Here is a 22,619-nt window from a genome sequence, read left to right as displayed (position 1 = left end):
ATCCATGAAACGACTCTGGCTCGCGGCCGGCCTGGCGGTCACGCTTTCAGCCTGCGCGCAGCAATATCCGCACGCCGTCCAGCCGTCCGGATTTGCCGCATCCTCCGGCAGCACGAACAGCGCGGGCGCGGCCCGCTGGGCCCCGGGCTATGACGTCTCCGGCCTCTACAGGCCTGCCATTGAAATCGACAATGCCAGCTGGCGCATCGACCACGTCTTCGTCGGCATGCCCGAGGAGTTCGACGCCTGGCGCGCACAGGGCAGCGAACGGTACGCCGTGCCGCTCTGGATCGAGTTTCATGCCACTGACGGGCCCGCGCGCACCAACGCCCAGGGTCGGGAGACGGCGGGCGAGCGCACCCGTGTCCACGCTCAGAGCTTCACCCTGGCCCCCGGCCGTTTTGCCTTTCGCGGCGCCAACGGCACGATTGGAGAGGTCGTCCTGTCCGGCCGGATCGACGCCCACACGCCGGGCCGCCGGGGCCGGGCCACGGACGAGCCGGCAGCCCTGAGGGCAGACACATCGATCGGCAACGAACGCGTCGGCGAGATCGTCTTCGTTCAAATCCCGGGCGAATAGGCGGGCCAGAAGGCCGAACCCGCGGACCCGTTTAAGGTTAACGCCACGCCCAGGCCGCCCTATAAGGACCGGCAGGGAGGATACAACCATGCAGATACTGACCACGATGGCCATTCTGGCCTTTGCCGCCGCCTGTTCGCAGGCAGAGGACAATTCGCCGCCGGCGCAGGCCGATACGGCCGAGGCACAGGCCGAAGCCGACTATGTCTGGACCATCAGCGTGGATCCCAGCGGCTTCTACCTGCCCTCGACCACGCTCTCTGCCAATGGCTGGACTGTCGATATGCTCGTCCTGCCGCGCGAATTCGAGTTCGAGGCCTGGCGCGCGGGCGATAGCGATTATGAGAATATCGCCCTCTGGATCGAAGCCTATCCCAACGATGCCGAGCCGCAGATCAATGCCATGGGGCAGGAATACTACCCTGACAGCATCCGGGTCCGCCCCGACCGGCTGATTATGGAAGACGGCCGCTTCGAGTTCTACGCGGCCGAGTCGCCGATGGGCGCGGTGTTGGTGTCCGGGCAAATCCGGGCGGAGCATCTCCAGGGCGACTCCATGGAGCCGCAGGCCGACGAGCCGGCGCTGATCGCCGGCGCGGAGATCGGCGGCGAGCGCCTGCGCAATGTCTCCTTCATGCACTGGCTCGGCCACTAGGCGACGACAAAAACCCGAGCCCGCCAAAGCGGCGCGCAGCGGATTGCTCTTCGAGCGCGAGAGGTTTATCCCTTCGCTCAGAACAGCTTCGCGCGTGCAGCATGGCGCGTGTGTGCGGCAGAACCCAAGACGGAGAACCCCATGGCTCGCAAGAAGATTGCCCTTATCGGCGCCGGCATGATCGGCGGCACGCTCGCCCATATCGCGGCGCGCGAAGAACTCGGCGATGTCGTCCTGATGGACCTGGCCGAGGGAACGGCCAAGGGCAAGGCACTCGACCTGTGCCAGGCCAGCCCGGTCTTCGGCATGGACTCGCACCTGACCGGCGGTTCGGTCGAGGATTACACCCCGATTGCCGGCGCGGACGTCTGCATCGTCACCGCCGGTGTGCCGCGCAAGCCGGGCATGAGCCGCGACGACCTGGTGGAGATCAACCTGAAGGTCATGAAGGCCGTCGGTGAAGGCATCGCCAAGCATGCGCCGAATGCGTTCGTGATCTGTATCACCAATCCGCTCGACGCCATGGTCTGGGCTCTGCGCGAATTCTCCGGCCTGCCGCAGGAGAAAGTCGTCGGCATGGCCGGCGTTCTGGATTCTGCGCGCTTCCGCTGGTTCCTGGCCGAAGAGTTCGGTGTGTCGGTCGAGGACGTGACCGCCTTCGTCATGGGCGGCCACGGCGATACGATGGTGCCGCTGACGCGCTATTCGACCGTTGCGGGCATTCCCGTTCCCGATCTGATCAAGATGGGCTGGTCGACACAGGCCAAGATCGACGAGATCGTTCAGCGTACCCGTCAGGGCGGCGGCGAGATCGTCAAGCTTCTCGGCAACGGTTCGGCCTTCTACGCGCCGGCCGAGAGCGCCATCGCCATGGCCAAATCCTACCTCCACGACAAGAAGCGCGTCTTCCCGTGCGCTGCCCATCTGACCGGCCAGTTCGGCGTCAACGACATGTATGTCGGCGTGCCGATCGTCATCGGCGAGAAGGGCGTGGAGAAGATTGTCGAGATTTCGCTCAACAGCGACGAGCAGGAGATGTTCGATCACTCCGTCGACGCGGTGAAGGAACTCGTGGCCGCCTGCAAGAAGCTCGACTCCTCGCTCGCGTAACGCCCCTGGCTGACAGCATTACAGCTGCAACCCCCGGGGCCGGCGCCCCGGGGGTTTTTCATGGGACTTTGTCCCTGCATGGTAGAGCGCGCGCCCGGCAGCGGGTCAAAGCGCGCGGATTGGAGACACGATATGGGTTTGAAAATTGCGGTTTACGGCGCCACCGGCGCGGTCGGCAAGGAGATGCTGACCATCCTGGAGGAACGCCTCTTCCCGGCCGAGGAAGTCTTCGCCCTGGCCACGCGCAAGTCGATCGGCCGCGAACTGTCCTACGGCGACCGCACGCTGAAGGTGAAGGACGCCGCGACCTTCGATTTCTCCAAGGTCGACCTCGTCCTGATGAGCGCGGGCGGAGATGTGTCGCGCGCCGAAGCGCAAAAGATTGCCAAGGCCGGCGCCATCGTGATCGACAACAGCTCCGCCTGGCGGATGGATCCCGACGTGCCCCTGATCGTGCCCGAAGTGAATGCCGACGCGCTCGAGTCCCGGCCGAAGAAGGGAATCATCGCCAATCCGAATTGCTCGACCATTCAGACCGTCGTCGCGCTCAAGCCCATACATGACCGCGCAAGGATCAAGCGTGTCTCCTGCGCGACCTATCAGGCGGTGTCGGGCGGCGGTCAGGCGGCGATGGACGAGCTGTGGCACCAGACGCGCGCCATCTACGTCAATGATCCTATCGAACCGGACGCCCTGCCCAAGCAGATCGCCTTCAACGTCATCCCGAAGATCGATGTCTTCATGGAGGATGGCGCGACGAAGGAAGAATGGAAAATGACGATGGAGACGAAGAAGATCCTCGATCCGTCCATCAAGCTGTTTTCCACCTGCGTGCGGGTCCCCGTTTTCGTGGGTCACTGCGTCGCAGCGCACCTGGAGCTGGAGGAGGAACTCTCTCCGGAAGAAGCCCGGGACATCCTGCGCGAGGCGCCCGGCCTGATGCTGATCGACCGCACCGACGAGGACGACCCGATGTACGTCACGCCGATCGAGTGCGTCGGCGAGTTCGCCACCTTCGTCAGCCGGGTTCGCAGCGACCCGACGGTCGAGAACGGTCTGGCGATGTGGATCGTATCCGACAATCTGCGTAAGGGCGCGGCACTCAACGCCGTGCAGATCGCGGAGGTTCTCCTCAACAAGGGCATCCTGAAAGCCTGACCGACCTGCGGTGGGTCCGGAGCAGTTATATGAGCTCCGGACCCATCGAAACTATCATGTAAAATTCACATAAATACATATTTTTCAATCATAAATCGACAATTTCCCCTCCCGCGCTTTTCGTCATCGCACTGTGATGAATTATTCATCGCGACGTCTTCGAAATGCCGGTTCACCGTCATCACTGCTGCCTAAAGGCCCTCTGTGTCGAACCCTGCATCCGGGGGACGGACATGTACGGCGCGCGCATTCGGCGCGCGCTGGCGGCACCGGTTCGGCGTCTAAGGAGGGATATTCTCAATGCGCACGATTCTTCTCGCCGGCACGGCGTTTGCCGCGCTGGCCCAACCCGCACTTGGCCAGACGGATACCGAAATCCAGACCCGCCCGGTCGAGGACACGATCATCGTCACCGGGACACGCGGCCAGAGCCGTACCGCGATCGAGTCCCTGGCGCCGGTCGATGTCATCACGGCCGACGCGATCGACACGGTCGTGTCCGACGAGCTGGTGGATTCGCTTGCCGCGTTGAACCCGGCCTTCTCCGTCCAGCGCCTTCCCATGGCCGACGGTGCGATCTACGTCCGCCCGGCGCGCCTGCGCAGCCTGTCGCCGGATCAGACGCTGGTGCTGGTCAACGGCAAGCGCCGCCACCGCGCCGCGCTGCTGGGCCGACGCGGGGCGCAGTCGGCGGACCTGGCCACGGTGCCGTCTTTCGCGATCAGCCGTGTCGAAGTGCTTCGCGACGGGGCCTCGGCCCAGTACGGCTCGGACGCGATCGCCGGTGTCATCAACATCATCCTGGACGAGACCGAGGGTCTTCGGGCCTTCGCCCAGACCTCGCAATACTTCGAAGGCGACGGACAGCAGGACCAGCTCGGCGCTCAGCTCGGCTTTGAGCTCGGTGATGGCGGCTTTGCCACCGCCACGCTGGAATACACCACCGCCGAGCCGACCTCGCGCAGCCGTCAGCGGCCTGACGCCATCGCGTTCGAAGAAGCAACCGGCATCCAGGTCGACGACCCGGTCCAGAACTGGGGCCAGCCCGAACGCGAGGCCGTCAAGTTCGCCTTCAACGCCGCCGCGCCGATCACCGGCGCCATCGAATTCTACAGCCACGCAACCTATGCCCAGGGCCAGGGCGTAAGCGACTTCAACTGGCGCAACCCGGCCTTCACGACCGCTTACCAGACCACGCCGCTCGACCCGGACTATGACCTGTCGCAGATCTTCCCGGCCGGTTTCAGCCCGCAATTCGGTCAGGAAGACCAGGACTACGAAGTCGTGGCCGGCCTGCGCGGCGAGGTGCTTGACGGTCTGGAGTGGGATCTGAGCGCGGGCCGCGGCCGCAACGAGATCGACTACTTCATCTACAACACGATCAACGCCTCGCTGGGCTCGAACAGCCCGACCAGCTTCAATGCCGGCGTGCTGGCCCAGGAAGAGACCAACTTCAATCTGGACTTCGTCTACGGCTGGGATACCGGCCGGTTCGAAGCACCGGTCAGCATCGCCTTCGGCCTGGAGGCGCGCGAAGAGACCTATGAAATCGAGGCCGGTGACGAAGCCTCTTACGCGGTCGGGCCGCTCGCTGTCGAAGGCCTGCCGTCCGGCTCGAACGGCTTCCCCGGCTATTCAGACCTGCAGGCGGGCAGCTTCTCCCAAGACAGCTATGCCGGCTATGTCGATGTCGAGCTACCAGTCACCGAACAGCTGACAGTCGCCGGCGCCCTGCGTTACGAAGACTTCTCCGAGTTCGGCTCGACGACGGACTACAAGCTTTCGGGCCGTTTCGCTGTTACCGATGCGCTCGCCTTCCGGGGCACGGTCTCGACCGGCTTCCGGGCGCCGACGCCGGGCCAGATCGAGTCCGAACGTACCTCTCAGGGCCTGAACTCCACCACGCTCGTCCTGGTGACGTCCGGGCGGTTCAGCCCGACCGGCCCGGTGGCCGACATCATCAATGCGCGCGCGAACGGCCCGCAGATCCGGCCGCTCGACGCGGAGACCTCCCAGAACTACTCGCTGGGGATGACCTATTCGCACGATAGCGGGCTGACCGCGACGGTCGATGTCTACCAGATCGATGTCGACGACCGCTTCTCGACCCTGGGCAGCTTCACGCTCACCGATGCCGAGCGGGCGCAGCTGGCGGCGCTCAACGTCCCGGGCGGCGAGAGCATCACCCAGGTCTCCTTCTTCCAGAACCAGTTCGACACCCGCACACGCGGCATTGATGTGGTCGCCACCTACGGCTTCGATCTCGGCCAGGGCGCGATGAGCGTGACCGGGGCGTACAGCTACAACGAGACCGAGGTGACCGGCGAGGCGGCCAGCGGCGTGTTCAACGACGTCTCGCGCACCGTGTTCGAGGAAGGCCTGCCCCAGCACAATGTCGTGCTGACGGCGGACTATATGCTCGGGCGTTTCACGCTGAATGCCCGCGCGCGCTACTACGGCGAATGGACAGATACCGACGACAGCGCCGACGTGATCTTCCAGAACTTCGGATCGGAAGTCTTCGTCGATCTCGGCCTTCGCGCCGATATCAACGAGAACTTCGCGGTCCGGGTCGGGGCGGAGAATATCTTCGACACCTATCCCGACGGATCGCGCCGTCAGGCCAATCGCGGCCTGATCTATTCGCGCAACGCCCCCTACGATACCGATGGCGGGAAATACTATCTGCGCCTGGAAGCGAGCTTCTAGGCCAGCCTCCCGGTTCGGGCGGGCCGATGCCTTGCGCACGGCCCGCCCGCGCCAACCGCCCGGTCTTACCCTGCCGGGTTTTCTATGAATGAGAGGACGGATCGCGATGCCATCCCTGACCCGCCGTTCCATGCTGACCGCCGCCGCGGGCAGCGTAGCCCTGGGTGCCTCGGCCCGCGCCCTTCCCTCCACCTCCGAGGATGCCCAACGTGCCGCGCAGGACGAAGCGTTCTGGAGCGCGGTCGCCGGGCTCTACGATGTGACCGGCGAGGTCATCCATCTCGAGCACGGTAATTGGGGAATGATGGCGCGCCCGGTGCTGGAGGCGCACATCGCCCATGTCGAGGCCGTCAACCGGCGCAATTCCTATTATGCCCGGCGCGAGTTCTGGCCCGACGCCCAAGCGGTCCAGGCCAGGATCGCGGCCGTGCTGGGCTGCGAACCCGACGAGATCGTCCTCACGCGCAATGCGACCGAGGCGCTGCAGGCTCTGATCGGGGGATATAACCGGCTCTCGCCAGGCGATGGCGTGCTTTACGCCGATCTCGACTATGGCTCGATGCAGACCGCGATGGCCTGGCTGCGCGAGCGCCGGGGGGCCGATCTGGTGACGATGGCGCTGCCCGAGCCGGCCACGCGGCAGAGCCTGATCGATGCGTATGAACAGGCGCTGATCGCCAATCCGCATGTCCGCCTGATGCTGGTGACCCATCTCAGCCACCGTACCGGGCTGGTGCTGCCGGTCGCCGAGATCTGCGAAATGGCGCGGGGCCGCAGTGTCGACGTGATCGTGGATGCCGCCCATTCCTGGGGTCAGATCGACTTCACCGTGGCGGAACTCAATGCCGATTTCGTCGGATTCAATCTTCACAAATGGATCGGCGCGCCGCTGGGCGTCGGCCTCATGTATGTGCGAAAGCCGCGCATTGCCGACATCGACCCCTTCATGGGCGAGCCCTCGCGCGGTCCGCAGGACATTGGCGCGCGCGTCCATACCGGCACGACCGATTTTGCCGCCATCCTGTCCGTCCCTGCCGCGCTCGACGTCCATGAGGCCATCGGCCCGGCCCGAAAGGCGGCGCGCCTGCGCTATCTGCGCAGCCTGTGGACAGGCCCGGCACGCGAGGCAGGCTTCGAGGTGTTGACCCCCGAAGAGACGTCGCTGCACGCCGGCATCACATCCTTCCGGGCGGCCGGGCAGACGGGCGCACAGGAGAACGCCGCGCTGGCGGCGCGTCTGCTGAACGAGCACAACATCTTCACGGTCCACCGCACGGGGATCGCGTCAGGCGCCTGCGTGCGGGTCACGCCGGGCGTTTTCACATCTCCGGACGATGTGCGCGCACTGGCCGAAGCCCTGCCGCGCCTGGTTCCGTAGCAATGTCGATGATGGAGGTGCGGACAAGTTCGCAGCGCCCGCAGGCAGGATGCCTAGCCTTCGCGCCGGGCGCGGCGGTTTCTGACCGCCTTGTCGACCCATTTGATCAGCACGATACGCACAAGAAACGCGGCCCAGATCGCTCCGGCGACAAGGGCAAACGGCGCGAAGCCTTCTGCCGGGAACAGACGCGAGACGAGGATCAACGCGAGCGCGGCGCCGCCATGGCGCACGATCGCGCTCCATTCGAGGTCGCGGTAACGCTCCGCCCTCCGGATGGTCCGCCCGGAGAACCAGCGCCAGGCGCGCGCGACGCGTCCGGCGTCCTGACGTTGTCGGGGTCCGTGCCTGTCGTTATTGATCGGGGTCACCTCTTCCATAGCCCTCAGGATACGGACAAAAAGAGGTTAAGTCAAAAACGCCCGCCCGGCGCGCTCTGAGGGGACACGGGCCGGACGGGCGCTGGACGTCCGCGGAGGGGTATGGGGACAGGACTCCGGCGGGCGTGAGACAAGAAGTTAGTTCAAGGCGTCTTCTGCACGCACGACGGCAGCCACCGCGTTCACGACCGCCGCGATACGCACGCTCGCCTGGATCTGCTCGGAGGTCAGGCCCGCCTTGCGCAGCTCGGCTTCGTGGCTGTCCACGCACATGCCGCAGCCATTGATGGCGGACACCGCCAGCGACCACAGCTCGAAATCGGCCTTGTCCACACCGGGATTGGCGATCACGTTCATGCGCAGCTTGGCCGGCAGCGTGCGGTATTCCTTGGTCGAGGCCAGGTGGGTGAAGCGGTAATAGACATTGTTCATGCCCATGATGGACGCGGCCGCCTTGGCGCCGGTGCGCGCGTCATCGGACAGCTTGTCCTCCACCTCGGCCGCGATCGCCTTGAGGGTTTCGGGCTCTCCCACCGCATAGGCCGCGGCCAGGAAGGTGCCGAATTTTTTCTGATCGTCGAGAAGGGTCTCGCGCGCGAGCGAGGACAGGTTCAGTTTCAGGTCCTTGGCGTGCTCGGGCAGGCGCGATTTGAGAGCGTCGAGGCTCATGACGGGAGTCCTCCCTGGTTCGGGATAATATTGTTGAGTGCCGACGCGGTACCGCCGGAGAAAGATGCCCGGGACAAGGGCCTGGGCGAACCCAGGGGGGAGCCCCTCGTCCCGGACAGGACTGTGCAAGCGTTAGGCTGCAAGCGTGTCGCCGCCGACCGCGCGGTTGCACGGGCAGAGTTCGTCGGTCTGCAGGGCGTCGAGAACGCGCAGCGTGTCTTCCGGATTCCGGCCGACATTCAGGTTGTTCGCGTAGACGTGCTGGATCTCGCCGTGCGGGTCGACCACGTAGGTGTAGCGATAGGCCACGCCTTCAGGCGACCGGATGCCCAGGCTGTCGACCAGCGAGCCGGTCGTGTCGGCGAACTGCCACATGTCCAGCGATTTCAGATCCGGGTGCTCACGGCGCCAGGCGAGTTTGCAGAACTCGTTGTCGGTGGAGCCGCCCAGCACGACCGCGTCGCGGTCGGCGAACTCGTCAGCGAGATTGGCAAAGGCCACGATCTCGGTCGGGCAGACGAAGGTGAAGTCTTTCGGATAGAAGAAGATGATCTTCCACTTGCCCTCAAAGCTGTCCTGCGTGATCGGTTCGAACGCGCTTTCGCCGTTCTCTTCGTGTTGATTGAACTTCGGCTTCACGCCGACGATTTCAAATTCGGGGAGTTTGTCGCCAATACCCAGCATGGAATGCTCTCCTGTTTCTCGGTTCGGGGGTCTCTACCGCAACATGTACGGCCAGCCGGGAGTTCCCCGGCCGCTGAACGAGATATATCGCGCCTTGCGTGCTATTAATCCAATGGATTGTTTCTTAATGAGCCATAGTTTATCTCAATACGCATGAGTACAATTCTTCCGACCCTTCGCCAGCTCCGCTTTCTCGTATGCCTGGCGGACCAGGGCAGCTTCTCGCGGGCCGCGGAAGCCGCCTTCGTGACACAGCCCACATTGTCGGCCGGCATCAAGGAGCTGGAATCGGCACTGGGCGCCATTCTGGTCGAGCGCGGAGCGCGGGGCGCGACCCTGACACCGGCCGGTGAAGCCGCGGTCGAGCGCGCGCGCGTCGTGCTGACCGAGGCCGAAGACCTGGTCCACGCCACGCGTGCGGCCGGCGAACCCTTGAGCGGCGCGTTCCGGCTCGGTGTCATTCCCACCATCGCGCCCTTCCTGCTGCCTAAAATCCTGCCCGCACTGAGAATGCAGTTTCCCAAGCTCGAGCTCTTCCTGCGCGAGGATCTCACTCACCGGTTGCTGGATGCGGTCAAGGAGCGCCGTCTCGACGTTGCGCTGATCGCGCTGCCCTACGAGGATGCGGGCGTGGAGACGATGTCGCTGATGGAGGACGAGTTTCTGTTCGCCGCCCATCCAGACCATCCCCTGGCCCGGCATGACAAGCTGAAGACGAGCATGCTCGCCAACGAGCCCCTGCTGCTTCTCGAAGACGGCCATTGCCTGCGCGATCATGCCTTGTCGATCTGTGCGGCCACGCCCGGCGGGCCCTCTGCCGAGGTCTCGCGGTCCGACTTCGCCGCCACCAGCCTTCACACGCTGGTCCAGATGGTCAAAAGTGGTCTCGGCGCGACCCTGCTTCCCAGGCTGGCGATCGATGCTGGCCTGACCGACCATCTCGGCCTGGCCGTGCGTCCGTTCGACCCGCCCGTCGCCGGGCGCGCCATCGGGCTGGCCTGGCGCAAGGGCAGCGCCCGCGCCGAAGAGGCGCGCCAGCTCGCCGAGGCGATCAAAGGGGCGTTGTCCGCATGAAATCCTATGCCATGAACGGCGCCGGAAACGCCTTCGTTCTGATCGACGCGCGCGGCCGCTCGGCTCCGCTCAGCCTGCCGGCCGAGCGGGTCGCCGCGATCCATGCGCGCCACGCTTTCGACCAGTTGCTGACGTTGGAGACCCATCCGGTCGAAACAGCTTTGCTCAGGGTCTGGAACTCCGATGGCGGCGAGGTCGGCGCCTGCGGCAATGGCGCCCGCGCCGCCGCCTGGCTCCTTTTCGAGCAGGATGGCGGCGAGACACTCTCGATGTCGTCGCGCGGCGGGCGTCTGACCGCGCGCCGCCTTGAAGACGGACGTGCCGAAGTCAATCTGGGCCGCCCCCGCCTGTCCTGGCGCAATATTCCGCTATCCCGGGATATGGATACCGAAGCGCTGGACTACGAAGTTCACCTGCCCGGGGGCGGACGCCTCACCCGGCCCGGTGCGGTCTCCATGGGTAACCCCCACGTGACCTTCACCGTCAGCGATGTCATGGTCATTCCGATCGCGCAGATCGGACCGATGATCGAGCACGACATCCTGTTTCCCCAGCGCGTGAATGCCGGGTTTGCCGAGATTCACGGGAGCGACCGGATTCGTCTGCGCGTCTGGGAGCGCGGTGCCGGTCTCACACAGGCCTGTGGAACCGGCGCGTGCGCCGCGGTGGTGGCCCTGCACCGGCAGGGAAAACTGGGCCGCGCCGCCGAGGTGGAGGTCGATGGCGGACGGCTCGGCGTACGCTGGGCCGAGGACGACGATGTCTACCTGACCGGTCCGGTCGAGCTGGAAGGCGAAGTCGATCTTGGCGGCCTGCTGTCATGACCGGACACACCCCGGTATACCAGCGCGTGCTGGGCGAGGACTGGCTGCGCCTTCCCGAAGTGACCCGCCAGCTTCACAGCCCTGCCCCGGTATCCGTGTTTGAAGGCACGGCCGATATCGAGGGTGCCGAGCACCCGCTTGCCACCCTGATCGCCGGCCGGGCGGGCCTGCCTCAGTCCGGGGCGGGCGTCCCGGCTCTGATCCGCGTCTCCATGGACGGCGACACCGAAATCATCACTCGCGACTATGGCGGCACGGTCTTCGAGACCCGGCAAAGCGCGGTCTCGACACCGCGCGGCATGCGGCTGCGCGAACAGGTGGGATCGGTCGTCTTCACCCTGCGGCTTGAGGCCGGGCCGCACGGGCTCGATTTCCATCAGGAAAACGCGACCGTGATGGGCGTCCCCCTGCCGGGATTCCTGCGCCCCATACTGCACGCGCGCGAGCGTGCCGACGCGGGCGAGCACCTGTTCGAGGTGGAAGTCGCCCTACCTGGTCTCGGCCGCCTGGTGCGTTATCGCGGCCGCTTGCGCCCTTCCGGCACCGGCCCGGTTCTGCCGCGCTCTGACGAGATGAAAAGCCCGGTGTAATCGCCGCTGGGCAGGCGTATAAGCCCCTCGCGCCGGCTGGAAATCATCGTGATCCTGCTTCTATCCACGCTGCGCTTCTGGGGCCGTTAGGCCACGCTGGGCCGGCACACGCACAGCCTGGCTTGACCCTTGCTGCTGGCTCCCCCACTTTCCGCGCGCATGACCACCCCTGTGGAAAACCTGTCCCCTGCCACTCCCGGTGCCGATACGGCCCCGCGCGAAGATGGCGTGGAGATCGTGACGTTCGGCTGCCGGCTCAATAGCTGGGAGAGCGAAGTCATGCGCGATCATGCGCGCGCAGCCGGGATGACCGACACGGTGATCGTGAACACGTGCGCGGTTACCTCCAACGCCGTGCGCCAGGCGCGCCAGTCTATCCGCAAGCTGAAGCGCGAACGCCCGGACGCCACGTTGATCGTAACCGGCTGTGCGGCCCAGATCGACCCCGCGCAGTTCGGCCGGATGGCCGAGGTCGACCGCATCATCGGTAACGCCGAGAAGCTGCGCCCGGAAACTTTCAAGGCCCAGGTTTCCGGTGCCGGCGACCGCGTCAGCGTCGAGGACATCATGTCCGTGCGCGAGGTCGCCGACCATCTGGTCGACGGGCTGGAGGGACGCGCGCGCGCCTTCGTCCAGGTCCAGACCGGGTGCGACCACCGCTGCACCTTCTGCGTCATCCCTTATGGCCGCGGCAATGCGCGCTCGGCACCGGCCGGAGACGTGGTCGAACAGGTGCGCCGGCTCGTGGAGACAGGGCATAACGAGATTGTCCTGACCGGGGTGGACGTCACCAGCTGGGGTCAGGACCTGCCCGGAGCCCCCAAGCTCGGCCGCCTGGTGCGCGCCATCCTGAAGCAGGTTCCGGACCTGCAGCGCCTGCGCCTGTCCTCCATCGACGCCATCGAGATCGACGACGACCTGTTCCGGGTGATCGCCGAGGACGAGCGGCTCTGCCCCTATCTTCACCTGTCCCTCCAGGCCGGCGACAACATGATCCTGAAGCGCATGAAGCGCCGCCACATGCGCGAGGACGCGATTGCGCTCACCCGCCGCCTGCGCGCCGTGCGGCCCGGCATCGCGTTCGGGGCGGACCTCATTGCCGGTTTCCCGACCGAGACCGAGGACATGTTCGAAAACTCACTCCGTCTCGTGGATGAATGCGACCTGGCCTATCTGCACGTCTTCCCCTACTCGCCGCGGCCCGGCACGCCGGCGGCGCGCATGCCCCAGGTTGACGGTCTCGCGATCAAGGATCGCGCTGCCCGCCTGCGCGCGAAGGGCGAGGAGGCGCTGGGCCGGCATCTTCAGGCCATGGTCGGGCGCGAGTTCGACTTCGTGATGGAACGGGGCCAGCAGGGCCGGGCGGCGAACTTCGCCCCGGCCCGGATCGAGACCCCGGCGCGTCCCGGCGCACTGGTGCGCGCGCGTGTGACCGGCGTGGCCGGCGATACGCTGACCGCCGATCCGCTCGGCGTCAGCGCATAAGAAAAGAGGGCTCGATGAGCTGGTTTTCCTTCGGCTTCGGCAAGAAGAAAAAGGACGAGGAGGCGGGCAGGAGCGACTCCTCCCCGCCCGATGATAACGCAGCCCCCCCGCCCGAAGACGTGGCCTCGCAGGAGGCCATCCCTGAATCAGAGAGCGTGCGCGAACCGGACGACGCGCCCGGCGTGGAGCCGGTGAGCAGTCCGCCTGCCCCTGCCGGGGATGCAGAACCGGTGGAAATCGAGGCGGAAGCCGCCGGCCTGGTCGACCCTGAAGCCGGTGCCCCGCCCAACACTGGCGACGCCGCCAGGGACGGCGCCGCACAGAACACTGACACCCCCGAGACCGCCGACTTGCCGGAAGCGGCTCCCCTACCGGACACCGCCAGCCAGCCTGGTTCGCCGGAAACCGCAGACGGCGCGCCCTCCCAAGGCCTGTTTTCGCGCCTGGCCTCCGGCCTGAAGCGGTCCTCCTCCCGCCTGAGCGAGTCTGTCTCCTCCGTCTTCACCCGGCGCAAGCTGGACGACGAGGCGCTGGAGGAGCTGGAAGACCTGCTGATCGCGGCCGATCTGGGCGCGGTGACGGCTGCCCGGGTGACCGCACGCCTCGCCCGCGACAAGTTCGACAAGGATGTCACCGATATTGAGGTCCGCGAGGCCCTGGCCGAAACCGTGGCCGAGACGCTCAAACCCTACGAACAGCCACTGGACATGTCCGGAGAGCCGCCGCGTGTGGTCGTCTTCGTCGGCGTGAACGGCTCGGGCAAGACAACCACGCTGGGCAAGATCGCCGTGAAGATGACGCGCGAGGGCGGCAAGGTGCTCAACGTGGCAGGCGACACCTTCCGCGCGGCAGCTGTCGAACAGCTTCAGGTCTGGAGCGAGCGCGGCGGCGCCAATGCGCACTTCATGTCGCGCGAAATCGGCGCGGATGCGGCCGGCCTCACCTACGATGCGGTCGAGAAGGGCCGGCGCGAAGGCTTTGACGGCGTGTTGATCGATACGGCCGGCCGGCTGCAGAACAAGACCGAGCTGATGGACGAGTTGCGCAAGGTTCTGCGCGTGATCCGCAAGGTCGACGAGACCGCGCCCCATCACGTCATCCTGGTGCTGGACGGTACGGTCGGCTCGAACGCGATCAGCCAGGCCGAAGCCTTCCTGGAAGCGGCCAATATCACCGGCGTCATCATGACCAAGCTGGACGGCACCGCGAAGGGGGGCGCCCTGGTTCAGGTGGCCGAGCGCTTCAAGCTGCCCATCCACTATATCGGCGTGGGCGAGGGCGAGAGCGATCTGCAGCCCTTCGATGCCCGCGCCTTCGCCCGGGCCCTGGCCGGGCTGGAGAGCTGAGTACGCGCGAGACGAAGCGGCTCCGGAGGGGCTGCGCAGGACACAGGCGTCAGAGCCTCGTGTGCGATCCGTCTGGCCTTTCGGCGCGTATTGTTGCAAGCAGGCTTCAACCGAGCTGACCCGAAAGGCCATTCCCGCATGAGCGACGCCGAAACCGTGACCAAGGACTCCGCCAAGACTCTGGGGCAGGGCTCCAAGCTTCTGGTCGATGTCGGCCCGGCTGCGATCTTCATGATCACCTACAATGTCGCCGGCCGTCTGACGGACGCCGCGATCTACTGGGCCACCGGCGTGTTCATGCTCGCGACGGCCGTCGCGCTGGCCTGGGCCATCGTCGTGCAGAAGCGCACACCGCCCATGCTGATCGTCACCTTCGTCATCGTGACGCTGTTCGGCGGCATGACGATCTATCTGCAGGACCCGATCTTCGCCTACATCAAGCCGACCATTATCAACCTGATCTTCGCGTTCGCGATCCTGGGCAGTTTCGCGTTCGGCTTTAATGTCTGGAAGGCGCTGTTCGGCTCCATCTTCGAAATGCCGGAACGCGCCTGGTTCATTCTGGGCGTGCGCTGGGCGCTCTTCTTCATGCTCCTGGCACTGCTCAACGAGGTGCTGTGGCGCCATATCACCGACACCGTCGTCAGCGAGCAGGCCCGCTGGTTCGACGGCCTCGAAATTTCCGAAGCCTTCTGGGCCAATTTCCGCTTCTGGGGCACTTACCCGATCTTCTTCCTCTTCGTCCTGGCCAACATCCCGCTGACGCTGAAATATGCCCAGCCGGCCGGCGAAGGCGACGATGAGGAAGGCTCGGGCGAAGCCGGCGGAAGCGACACCTAGCTAGCGGCCCGAGGGCAGCGCCGCGAACAGGTTTTCTGTCGGCCGGCCGATCGCGGCTTTCTCGTCGCTGATCAGCACCGGGCGCTCGATCAGCTTGGGATGGGCGGCCATGGCTTCGAACAGGCGGTCCTCATCGGTCTCGTCTGCGAGATTGTTCGCCTTGTAGGCGTCTTCCTTGGTGCGCATCATCCCGCGCGCGCTGTCGACGCCCAGCTTTGACGCCACCGCCTTCAGTTCCTCCGCGCGCGGCACGTCCTTGAGGTATTCGCGCACCTCCGGCTCGATACCCTTTTCGCGCAGAACCGCCAGACCCTCGCGCGACTTCGTGCATCGGGGATTGTGCCAGTAGGTCAGCATGCTCATCCGGTCTCTCCCGTATCTTCCGTTGCGGCGGCGAGGATGGCGCGCGCTGCATCGAGATGCAGCCGCTCGACCATCTGGCCGTCCATCGCGATAGCGCCGCTTCCTGCATTCTCCGGTTCGTCGAACAGCGCCACAACGCGGCGGGCCCACTCGCGTTCCTGCGCGCTCGGCGAAAAGGCCCGGTTGGCCGCGTCGATCTGCGAGGGATGGATCAGCGATTTGCCGTCAAAGCCCAGCGTGCGCCCGGCGCGCGCCTCGAACTCGAACCCGGCGCGGTCCTGAAAATTGTTGAACACACCGTCTATGGCCAGAAGGCCGTAGGCCCGGGCGGCCAGCACGATCTGGGTCAGGTGCGCCTGGATCGCGCTTCGTTCCTGATCGAGCTTGCAGCGCAGGATGGCGGTGAGGTCGTTGGTGCCCGCCAGCAGCGCCTCCAGGCGCGTTTCCTGCGCCGTCTCCCCGATCAGGCGCATGTTCAGCAGCGCGGCCGGCGTCTCGATCATCGCCCAGACCGGCCCGTCATAGCCGGCCGCCTGCAGGCCGGCCCGGGCCTTCAGGAGGGTCTCGGCGCGATTGACCTTGGGCAGGACCACCGCATCGGGCCGCGCCTCGGCGGCGGCGGCCGTGTCACAGGCAAAGGCGGCATTATTGATCGTGTTCACGCGCAGCAGCGCACGCTTGCCCGCCTCGCGCCAGCGCGCGATCGAGGCCGGGGCGCTGCGTGCCGCGCCGGCCTTGCCTTCTTCGCCCACGGCGTCCTCGAGATCGAGGATCAGGGCGTCGGCATCCAGCCCGCACGCCTTCTCGATGGCCCGCGGCTTGTCGGCTGGCACGAACAGAACGGAACGGTGAGGTTTCAGAACCGGTGTCTCGTCAGTCATGAGTCGAAGGTTTATAGGACAATCATGGACTTGGACAGCAACCCCCCGGTGATTTTGCTCACCTCCCACGTGGCCGGAAGCCGTGTGGGCGGCTCGGTCACGAGCGAAATCCTGCTGCGGCGCGGCCATACGCCCGAACTGGTTCCCACTGTGGTGTTCGGACGCCACCCGGGGCGCGGCGCGCCGGGCGGAGGAGCCGTCCCCGACGCACTGTTTTCCGGCGCGCTGGACGGGCTGAAGGCGGAGCGACACGACCGCGCGGCGCAGGCGATACTCACCGGCTATTTTGCCAGCCCCGGCCAGGTGGAGGCTTCGGCGCGCTTCATCGAGGAGGCGCGCGCGCACAACCCGCATCTCTTCGTCCTGGTGGACCCGATCTGCGGCGACGGAACGCCGGACGGCACCGCCGGCGGACTCTATGTGGAGGCTGCTACCGCACGCGCGCTGCGCGACCGTCTCCTTCCGCTGGCCGACCTGATCACGCCCAATGCGTTCGAGCTGGCCTGGCTGACCGGCACGCCCATCGCCTCGCCGGAGGATGCAGCGCAGGCCGCGCAAACTCTCGGCCGCGATACGCTGGTGACATCGGTTCCTGGCTCGCCGGGTGCGCTCGGCGTGCTGGCGGTCGAAGCCGGCTCTTCAGGTGCCGCCTGGCTGGCCGAAACCGGGCGTCTCGACCGTGTGCCTTATGGCACGGGAGACCTGTTTGCGGTTCAGGCGCTGTGTGCCCGTCTGGATGGTGCGCCGCTGAAAACCCTCGCCCGCATCGCGACGCAGCGCACGCGCGCGGCCATACAGGCCACGGTACAGGCCGGCGCGAGCGATCTTGTGCTGGCCGCCAGCGAGGCCGGCGCGCAGTCCCTCGAACCGGTGCGCATGACGCGCCTCGGCGCGCGGAGCCCCGCCTGGGTCATGGGTTTGGACGGCTGTCCGGCCGGCTGGGTCGGTGTCATGATCGACCTGAACGGGCTCGAGGCGCCGCGTCTGTCCGTCTATGCCGGGATTACCGATGCCCTGAATGCGCCGGAGCACGCGCACGTGATCGCGGTGGACATGCCGATCGGGTTCGAAACTGCGCCGAGCGGACCGGGAGGCCGGGCCTGCGAGCGCGAGGCCCGCGCCCGTTTGGGCCAACGGCGCAGCTCGATCTTCGCCGCACCCCTGCGCACAGCTCTTCCCGCGCGAAGCCACGAGGAGGCCAGTCGCCTCAACCGCGCGGCGGGCGGGCCGGGCCTGTCACGCCAGAGCTTCAACCTGTTTGCGAAGATGCGCGAGATCGACGCCGTCATGAGCCCGGCGCTGGAGGGCTGTCTGCACGAGAGCCATCCCGAGCTGATCTTCGCCACGCTTGCCGGCCGGCCCATGGCTCACGCCAAGCGCACACCGGGCGGCCGGGCCGAACGGTTGGACGTGCTGGTCGATCAGGGGCTCGACCCGGCCCTGTTCGAGCCGCACCCGTTCAAGCACAAGGTCGCCGCCCCCGATGACGTGCTCGATGCGGCCGCCTGCGCCCTCGCGGCGGTGCGTCTCGCGGAAGGCAATGCACTCTGCCTGCCGGCCGATCCGCCGCGCGACGACACGGGCCTGCGCATGGCGATCTTCGCCTGAGCGCTTGAACAGAGGTCCCGGCGCGGTTAACTCGCTCTCATGAGCATCGAGATCAAAGGCCATGTCGAGCGCGGCTTCGAAGCTGTTGCCGACGCTTTCGCAGAAAACTTCGAGACCACCGACGAGCTCGGCGCCGGGTTCGCACTCGTGCGTGACGGGCAGAGCCTGGTCGACATTCATGCCGGCTGGGCGGACCGCAAGAGGTCCAGCCCGTGGACCGCGGACACGATCGTGCCGGTCTTTTCCACCGGCAAGGCGATCACCGCCCTGGTCATGGCCTGGCTCGTCGACCGGGGCCGGATCGACTACGCCACGCGCGTCAGTGCGGTCTGGGAGGCTTTCGGCGCGAACGGCAAGGATCGCCTGACGCTGGCCGAAGCCCTCTCGCACCAGTCCGGCGTGCCGGGCATCAGCGAAGAGATGGATCCCTCCGACTGGTTCGACCGCGAGACCATGGAGCGCCGCGTCGCCGAGGCAGAACCGCTCTGGGCGCCCGGCGACGGATCGGGCTATCATCCGATCACCTTTGGCGTCATTGCCGATGCCATTGCGCGCCGGGTCGACGAGAAGGGCCGCACCGTCGGGGCCATTCTCAAGGAGGAGATTGCGGGCCCGCGCGGTCTCGACTTCATGATCGGCGTGCCCGAAAGCGAGCATCGCCGTGCCGCCGAACACATGCTGCCGCCCAAGCCGCCATTCCTGGGCGCCGCCAACCCGGCCAAGGCGGCCGCCTTTCTCAAACCCTGGTCCTCGCCGGGCCGGCGCGGCACCGCCGTGTGGCGGTCGGCCGAACTTCCTGCGGCCAACGGGCACGGCACGGCCGGAGCGCTTGCCGCGCTGATGGGTCCCTTCGCCTGCCAGGGGCAGCTGCTGGGCGAGGCCTTCGTGGGGGCTGAGACGATTGCTCAGGCCCTGCGCGAGCAGACTTCGGGTCAAGACCGCGTCCTGCCCTTCGACCTGTCATTTGCGAGCGGGGTGATGATCAACCGCGATAGCGGGCATTTCGGCCCCGAACCACGCGCGGTGGGCCATTACGGCTTTGGCGGATCGTGCGCCTTCGCCGATCCGGTCCGGGGTGTCTCGGGCAGCTATGTCATGAATCGCCAGCGCGAGGTCCTGGTCGGTGACGAACGCGCCATCCGCCTCATCGACGCGGCCTATCGTTGTCTCGACGCCAAATGACATGAAAAGGGCAGGACATGTCTGTCCTGCCCTTTTGCGAAGCTCTGCGAACGCGTGCCTAGTCGGCCAGCTGCAGGTCCACGGCCTTCGGCCCCTTGCCGCGCTGATCCGGCTCGGTTTCGAAGGACACGCGCTGACCGTCATCCAGGCCGGCGAGGCCCGCGGCTTGCACCGCAGTGATGTGAACGAACACGTCTTTGCCGCCATCGTCCGGCGTGATGAAGCCGAAGCCCTTCTGGGTGTTGAAGAACTTCACAGTGCCAGTGGTCATTTCGGGAACCTTTCCCCAGTCACACCGCGTCCGGTAAACAGTAAATGCACCGCCCGGCGTCCCGGTTGCGGAGAACGGACTTGCATGTCGGGGAAAGCTGAAGTCTCTGGCATCCTGCCACTTCGGTAGTCCAGTATTTCCGCCGGGCCTTAGTCAATCGGCCGCCCGTACGGAGACAAATATGCCCCAAAATCGGGGGCCTCACAAGCGAAATGCGCGCGTTTTCGCGCGCTGGAGAGCACGATGAGCGAGAGACGCCGCGACCGGCTCAGACGCATGCGCGAACAGCGCATGCGACGGGACGACGCCGATGGCGCGATCTCCTCGATCAAGTTTGCCGGCTTCGGCGCCGCCTTGCTGGTCTTCCTGGCCGTCGCCGTCGGGTTTCGCAGCGAGACCCTGCAGCAGCTGGCCTCGCGGGAGGCCGGCGCGGAGCGCGCCGCCTGGCTGCTGGAGCCCGGCCTGTTCGGCGTGACATTGCTGGAATGGATCGCCGGGCTTCTGGCCGGTGCCTTCCTGGCCGCCGCACTGTGGCGCGGGCTCAGACGTTGAGCTGCCAGGTCGCGTAGCTCAGCGCGAGGGCAAAGCCGAGCCAGAGATTGAGCGGCAGCCAGACCAGCGCCGCCACGAGATTGGCCCGCCCGATCGCGATCAGCGCCCCGATTGCCACGAAGAAGGCGATCACGGTGACGTAGAAGCCGTTGGCCACGTTCTCCAGGCCGAAATAGAGCCAGGTCCAGCTGATATTGATCAGGTATTGCAGCACGACGAGGGCGCGGGCCGGACCGCGCGCCTCAAGCTGGCCCGCGCGGTCGACCAGCCAGAGGCTGAGCGCCATGAGGGCGAACAGAATCGTCCAGACAGCGCCGACCGCATAGCCAGGCGGCGACCAGGACGGGTTTTCCAGCGTGGACGACCACTGCGCCGCACCCGTGGAGAAGATCCAGGCATTCAGCGCGAGCGCAATACCGACAAAGACCACCAGATAGACGATGAGCCGGGCCACCCCGGCTCGCGGCTTGTGGAAAATGTCAGCCAAAACACGCCCTCTCGATCAGTTCGGTTTGCCGCCATTCGGCTATATGGCGGCCCGCCGGACGCCACAGGTGAAACTAAACGCCGCAAGTGTGACAAGGTTACGGCAGTCCGGCAAACTTGGCGCAGATGGGCGCAGCCTGCGTGGCTCAGCGCCGGACGATACGGTGCTTCCAGCACACGTCATTGGCGAAGCGCGAACGGCGGCGGCGCAGCATTCACGTTAGCGCCTCGCCCGTTCGCGAAGTCGCTCTTTCTCCGGGCTCGCGGACCGGTCATGGGTTGTGGCGCCGCACAGGCACGAACCCAGCTGTCAGGAGATATGCCATGGCCGACCTTGTCCGATCCGCGCTCGCGCTTGCCCTCGCGCTGGCTGCATTCCACACTGTGCTGCCGAGCCATTTACGCAGCGCTGCAACTGCCATCCACGAGGCCGTGATTTGCAGTGACGCGGCACCGAGTGAAATCCGCGGGGTTTCCCTCGAAGCGGGCGACCGGACCCGCAGGCGCGCCAGCGGCCCGCTCGCGGATCGCACGAAACCGTCATAGCCCTGTCGTGGCTTCGCGCTAGATCAGGGACGGACTCGTTCACAACCAGCGGAGACGTCTCATGCTACGCTTCAGCCTCCTCGTGACTGCCGGGGCCGTTCTGGCGGCCTGCGCGGCGGGCACTTCGCGCACCGCCTCCCCGGCCAGTACCGGTGAAGATACCGCACCCCCGCGCACCGTCGTCGAGGCGCTCGCCCCCTATTACGCGCAGCTTGAATACGTAGCCCCGATCGCGCCGGAAGGCCCGCCCCTCCCGTCGCAGGATCAGGCGTTGACCCGCATCGCCTTCGGCTCGTGCAATACCTCCGAGCGCGAAATTCCGATCCTGGACACGATCGCGGCCGAGGACGCGGAGCTGTTCATGTATATCGGCGACAATGTCTACGGCGACGCGTACAGCTGGAACCCGGATCTGGTGGAGCTGCGCGAGGCCTATCACATGCTCGCCAACCGCCCCGAATTCCAGCGCCTGCGCAGCTCGGTGCCCATGATGGCCACCTGGGACGATCACGATTACGGGCTCAACGATGCCGGCGCGGTCTTTCCCTACAAAGGCTTTGCCGAAACCCTGTTCGAGGACTTCTGGCGCGTGCCGCAGGACGATGCGCGGCGCCAGCGCGAGGGCATCTACACCGCGCAGACCTTCGGGCCGGAGGGACAGCGCGTCCAGATCATCCTTCTCGACACGCGCTATTTCCGCGGCGAGCTGACTCCGACCGACGAGCGCGGCGCGCCGGGCCGCGAACGCTACATCCCCAGCGAGGATGAAAGCCAGACCATGCTGGGCGAAACCCAGTGGGCCTGGCTGGAGGGCGAGCTGCGCAAGCCGGCCGACCTGCGTCTGCTGGTCTCCTCCATTCAGGTCCATGCCGACGGGCATGGCTGGGAAGCCTGGCGCACCCTGCCCCACGAGCGCGAGCGTCTGTACGCGCTGATCGGCGAGACCGGCGCGAACGGCGTGGTGATCCTCTCCGGCGACCGTCATTCCTCCGGTCTCTATGTGCGGGAGGATGTGGCGCCCTACCCGCTCTACGAAATCACGTCCTCCTCGCTCAACCTCGCCTTCGCCGCGGAGAATGATGAGCCCGGCCCGCACCGTATCGGCGACATGTACGCGCCGGAAAATTACGGCATGATCGAGATCGACTGGCAGGCCGGATCGCTGAGCCTGGACATTCGCGGCAGCGATGGCGAGACCGTGCGCACGGTCAGCGTCCCGCTCGGCGAACTCGCCATCGACTAGGACTT

General features: G+C 66.2%; 24 protein-coding genes. 17 read left to right on the top strand and 7 right to left on the bottom strand.

The window, feature by feature from the left end; translation table 11 throughout:
• The first annotated feature begins 4 nt into the window (after positions 1-4).
• From PGP17_RS03155 to PGP17_RS03130, 6 genes are all read left to right on the top strand, one after another.
• Complete coding sequence (locus PGP17_RS03155) at positions 5-580, top strand: hypothetical protein (RefSeq protein WP_270374220.1); 576 nt, start codon at positions 5-7, stop codon at positions 578-580.
• A gap of 88 nt (positions 581-668) precedes the next feature.
• A complete protein-coding gene (locus tag PGP17_RS03150; protein ID WP_270374219.1) occupies positions 669-1,235 on the top strand; it encodes a hypothetical protein in 567 nt (188 codons plus the stop codon).
• Positions 1,236-1,376: 141 nt separating this feature from the next.
• Positions 1,377-2,345, top strand: coding sequence for a malate dehydrogenase (gene mdh, locus PGP17_RS03145; protein ID WP_135945492.1), 969 nt, complete (start codon positions 1,377-1,379; stop codon positions 2,343-2,345).
• A 132-nt stretch (positions 2,346-2,477) separates the two neighbouring features.
• Positions 2,478-3,503 carry an aspartate-semialdehyde dehydrogenase gene (locus PGP17_RS03140; protein ID WP_270374218.1) on the top strand — a complete coding sequence of 342 codons (1,026 nt, stop codon included), beginning with the start codon at positions 2,478-2,480 and terminating at the stop codon, positions 3,501-3,503.
• A 300-nt stretch (positions 3,504-3,803) separates the two neighbouring features.
• On the top strand, positions 3,804-6,212 hold the full coding sequence (locus PGP17_RS03135) for a TonB-dependent receptor plug domain-containing protein (RefSeq protein WP_270374217.1): 2,409 nt from the start codon (positions 3,804-3,806) through the stop codon (positions 6,210-6,212).
• 106 nt (positions 6,213-6,318) lie between these two features.
• Positions 6,319-7,590, top strand: a complete 1,272-nt coding sequence (locus tag PGP17_RS03130; protein ID WP_270374216.1) for an aminotransferase class V-fold PLP-dependent enzyme — start codon at positions 6,319-6,321, stop codon at positions 7,588-7,590.
• Between the two features lie 53 nt (positions 7,591-7,643).
• Here the strand turns inward: PGP17_RS03130 and PGP17_RS03125 are convergent, their stop codons facing one another.
• The 3 genes from PGP17_RS03125 to PGP17_RS03115 form a co-directional block, all read right to left on the bottom strand.
• On the bottom strand, positions 7,644-7,970 hold the full coding sequence (locus PGP17_RS03125; protein WP_135945496.1) for a hypothetical protein: 327 nt from the start codon (positions 7,968-7,970) through the stop codon (positions 7,644-7,646).
• Positions 7,971-8,108: 138 nt separating this feature from the next.
• On the bottom strand, positions 8,109-8,639 hold the full coding sequence (locus tag PGP17_RS03120; protein ID WP_135945497.1) for a carboxymuconolactone decarboxylase family protein: 531 nt from the start codon (positions 8,637-8,639) through the stop codon (positions 8,109-8,111).
• Between the two features lie 132 nt (positions 8,640-8,771).
• Positions 8,772-9,323 (bottom strand): peroxiredoxin, encoded by a 552-nt coding sequence (locus tag PGP17_RS03115; RefSeq protein WP_135945498.1) that lies wholly within the window; start codon positions 9,321-9,323, stop codon positions 8,772-8,774.
• 153 nt (positions 9,324-9,476) lie between these two features.
• Here PGP17_RS03115 and PGP17_RS03110 point away from each other — a divergent pair, with 153 nt between their 5' ends.
• The 6 genes from PGP17_RS03110 to PGP17_RS03085 all read left to right on the top strand — a co-directional run bounded on the left by PGP17_RS03110 (position 9,477) and on the right by PGP17_RS03085 (position 15,482).
• Positions 9,477-10,397 (top strand): hydrogen peroxide-inducible genes activator, encoded by a 921-nt coding sequence (locus PGP17_RS03110; RefSeq protein ID WP_270374215.1) that lies wholly within the window; start codon positions 9,477-9,479, stop codon positions 10,395-10,397.
• Entirely contained in the window at positions 10,394-11,221 is an 828-nt protein-coding gene (dapF, locus tag PGP17_RS03105; RefSeq protein WP_270374214.1) for a diaminopimelate epimerase, read from the top strand. Before PGP17_RS03110 ends, dapF begins: the two co-directional genes overlap by 4 nt.
• Positions 11,218-11,811 carry a DUF4166 domain-containing protein gene (locus PGP17_RS03100; RefSeq protein WP_135945500.1) on the top strand — a complete coding sequence of 198 codons (594 nt, stop codon included), beginning with the start codon at positions 11,218-11,220 and terminating at the stop codon, positions 11,809-11,811. Before dapF ends, PGP17_RS03100 begins: the two co-directional genes overlap by 4 nt.
• A 159-nt stretch (positions 11,812-11,970) precedes the next feature.
• Positions 11,971-13,296, top strand: a complete 1,326-nt coding sequence (gene mtaB, locus PGP17_RS03095) for a tRNA (N(6)-L-threonylcarbamoyladenosine(37)-C(2))-methylthiotransferase MtaB (protein ID WP_135945501.1) — start codon at positions 11,971-11,973, stop codon at positions 13,294-13,296.
• 14 nt (positions 13,297-13,310) lie between these two features.
• The gene (ftsY, locus tag PGP17_RS03090; RefSeq protein WP_270374213.1) at positions 13,311-14,642 is read left to right on the top strand and encodes a signal recognition particle-docking protein FtsY; all 1,332 of its coding nucleotides are present in this window, start codon (positions 13,311-13,313) and stop codon (positions 14,640-14,642) included.
• Positions 14,643-14,780: 138 nt separating this feature from the next.
• Complete coding sequence (locus PGP17_RS03085; RefSeq protein WP_270374212.1) at positions 14,781-15,482, top strand: inner membrane-spanning protein YciB; 702 nt, start codon at positions 14,781-14,783, stop codon at positions 15,480-15,482.
• Here PGP17_RS03085 and arsC read toward each other — a convergent pair whose 3' ends face one another.
• Both arsC and PGP17_RS03075 read right to left on the bottom strand, forming a co-directional pair.
• Positions 15,483-15,845 (bottom strand): arsenate reductase (glutaredoxin), encoded by a 363-nt coding sequence (arsC, locus tag PGP17_RS03080; protein WP_270374211.1) that lies wholly within the window; start codon positions 15,843-15,845, stop codon positions 15,483-15,485.
• Positions 15,842-16,726: an HpcH/HpaI aldolase/citrate lyase family protein gene (locus tag PGP17_RS03075; protein ID WP_270374210.1), complete on the bottom strand. Its 885-nt coding sequence runs from the start codon at positions 16,724-16,726 to the stop codon at positions 15,842-15,844. The genes arsC and PGP17_RS03075 overlap by 4 nt, the downstream gene beginning before the upstream one ends.
• A gap of 30 nt (positions 16,727-16,756) precedes the next feature.
• Here PGP17_RS03075 and PGP17_RS03070 point away from each other — a divergent pair, with 30 nt between their 5' ends.
• Positions 16,757-18,334 (top strand): PfkB family carbohydrate kinase, encoded by a 1,578-nt coding sequence (locus PGP17_RS03070; RefSeq protein WP_158291301.1) that lies wholly within the window; start codon positions 16,757-16,759, stop codon positions 18,332-18,334.
• A 39-nt stretch (positions 18,335-18,373) separates the two neighbouring features.
• Positions 18,374-19,516, top strand: coding sequence for a serine hydrolase domain-containing protein (locus PGP17_RS03065; protein ID WP_270374209.1), 1,143 nt, complete (start codon positions 18,374-18,376; stop codon positions 19,514-19,516).
• A gap of 58 nt (positions 19,517-19,574) precedes the next feature.
• Here the strand turns inward: PGP17_RS03065 and PGP17_RS03060 are convergent, their stop codons facing one another.
• Complete coding sequence (locus tag PGP17_RS03060) at positions 19,575-19,787, bottom strand: cold-shock protein (protein ID WP_135945508.1); 213 nt, start codon at positions 19,785-19,787, stop codon at positions 19,575-19,577.
• Positions 19,788-20,030: 243 nt separating this feature from the next.
• Between PGP17_RS03060 and PGP17_RS03055 the strand changes: the two genes are divergently transcribed.
• Positions 20,031-20,339 carry a hypothetical protein gene (locus PGP17_RS03055; RefSeq protein WP_270374208.1) on the top strand — a complete coding sequence of 103 codons (309 nt, stop codon included), beginning with the start codon at positions 20,031-20,033 and terminating at the stop codon, positions 20,337-20,339.
• On the opposite strand, the gene PGP17_RS03050 is transcribed toward PGP17_RS03055, so the two are convergent.
• Entirely contained in the window at positions 20,329-20,826 is a 498-nt protein-coding gene (locus PGP17_RS03050) for a TspO/MBR family protein (protein WP_135945510.1), read from the bottom strand. The two genes, PGP17_RS03055 and PGP17_RS03050, sit on opposite strands and share 11 nt — an antisense overlap.
• 323 nt (positions 20,827-21,149) lie before the next feature.
• Here PGP17_RS03050 and PGP17_RS03045 point away from each other — a divergent pair, with 323 nt between their 5' ends.
• The gene (locus tag PGP17_RS03045) at positions 21,150-21,371 is read left to right on the top strand and encodes a hypothetical protein (protein WP_270374207.1); all 222 of its coding nucleotides are present in this window, start codon (positions 21,150-21,152) and stop codon (positions 21,369-21,371) included.
• A 61-nt stretch (positions 21,372-21,432) separates the two neighbouring features.
• The gene (locus tag PGP17_RS03040; protein WP_270374206.1) at positions 21,433-22,614 is read left to right on the top strand and encodes an alkaline phosphatase D family protein; all 1,182 of its coding nucleotides are present in this window, start codon (positions 21,433-21,435) and stop codon (positions 22,612-22,614) included.
• The last annotated feature ends 5 nt before the right edge of the window (positions 22,615-22,619 follow it).

The sequence above is a fragment of the Marinicauda sp. Alg238-R41 genome (genome assembly GCF_947331485.1).
Classification (GTDB): Bacteria; Pseudomonadota; Alphaproteobacteria; order Caulobacterales; family Maricaulaceae; genus Marinicauda; species Marinicauda pacifica.
Note: the sequence above shows the minus strand (reverse complement) of the source record. Positions and strands in the feature narration are given on the sequence as shown.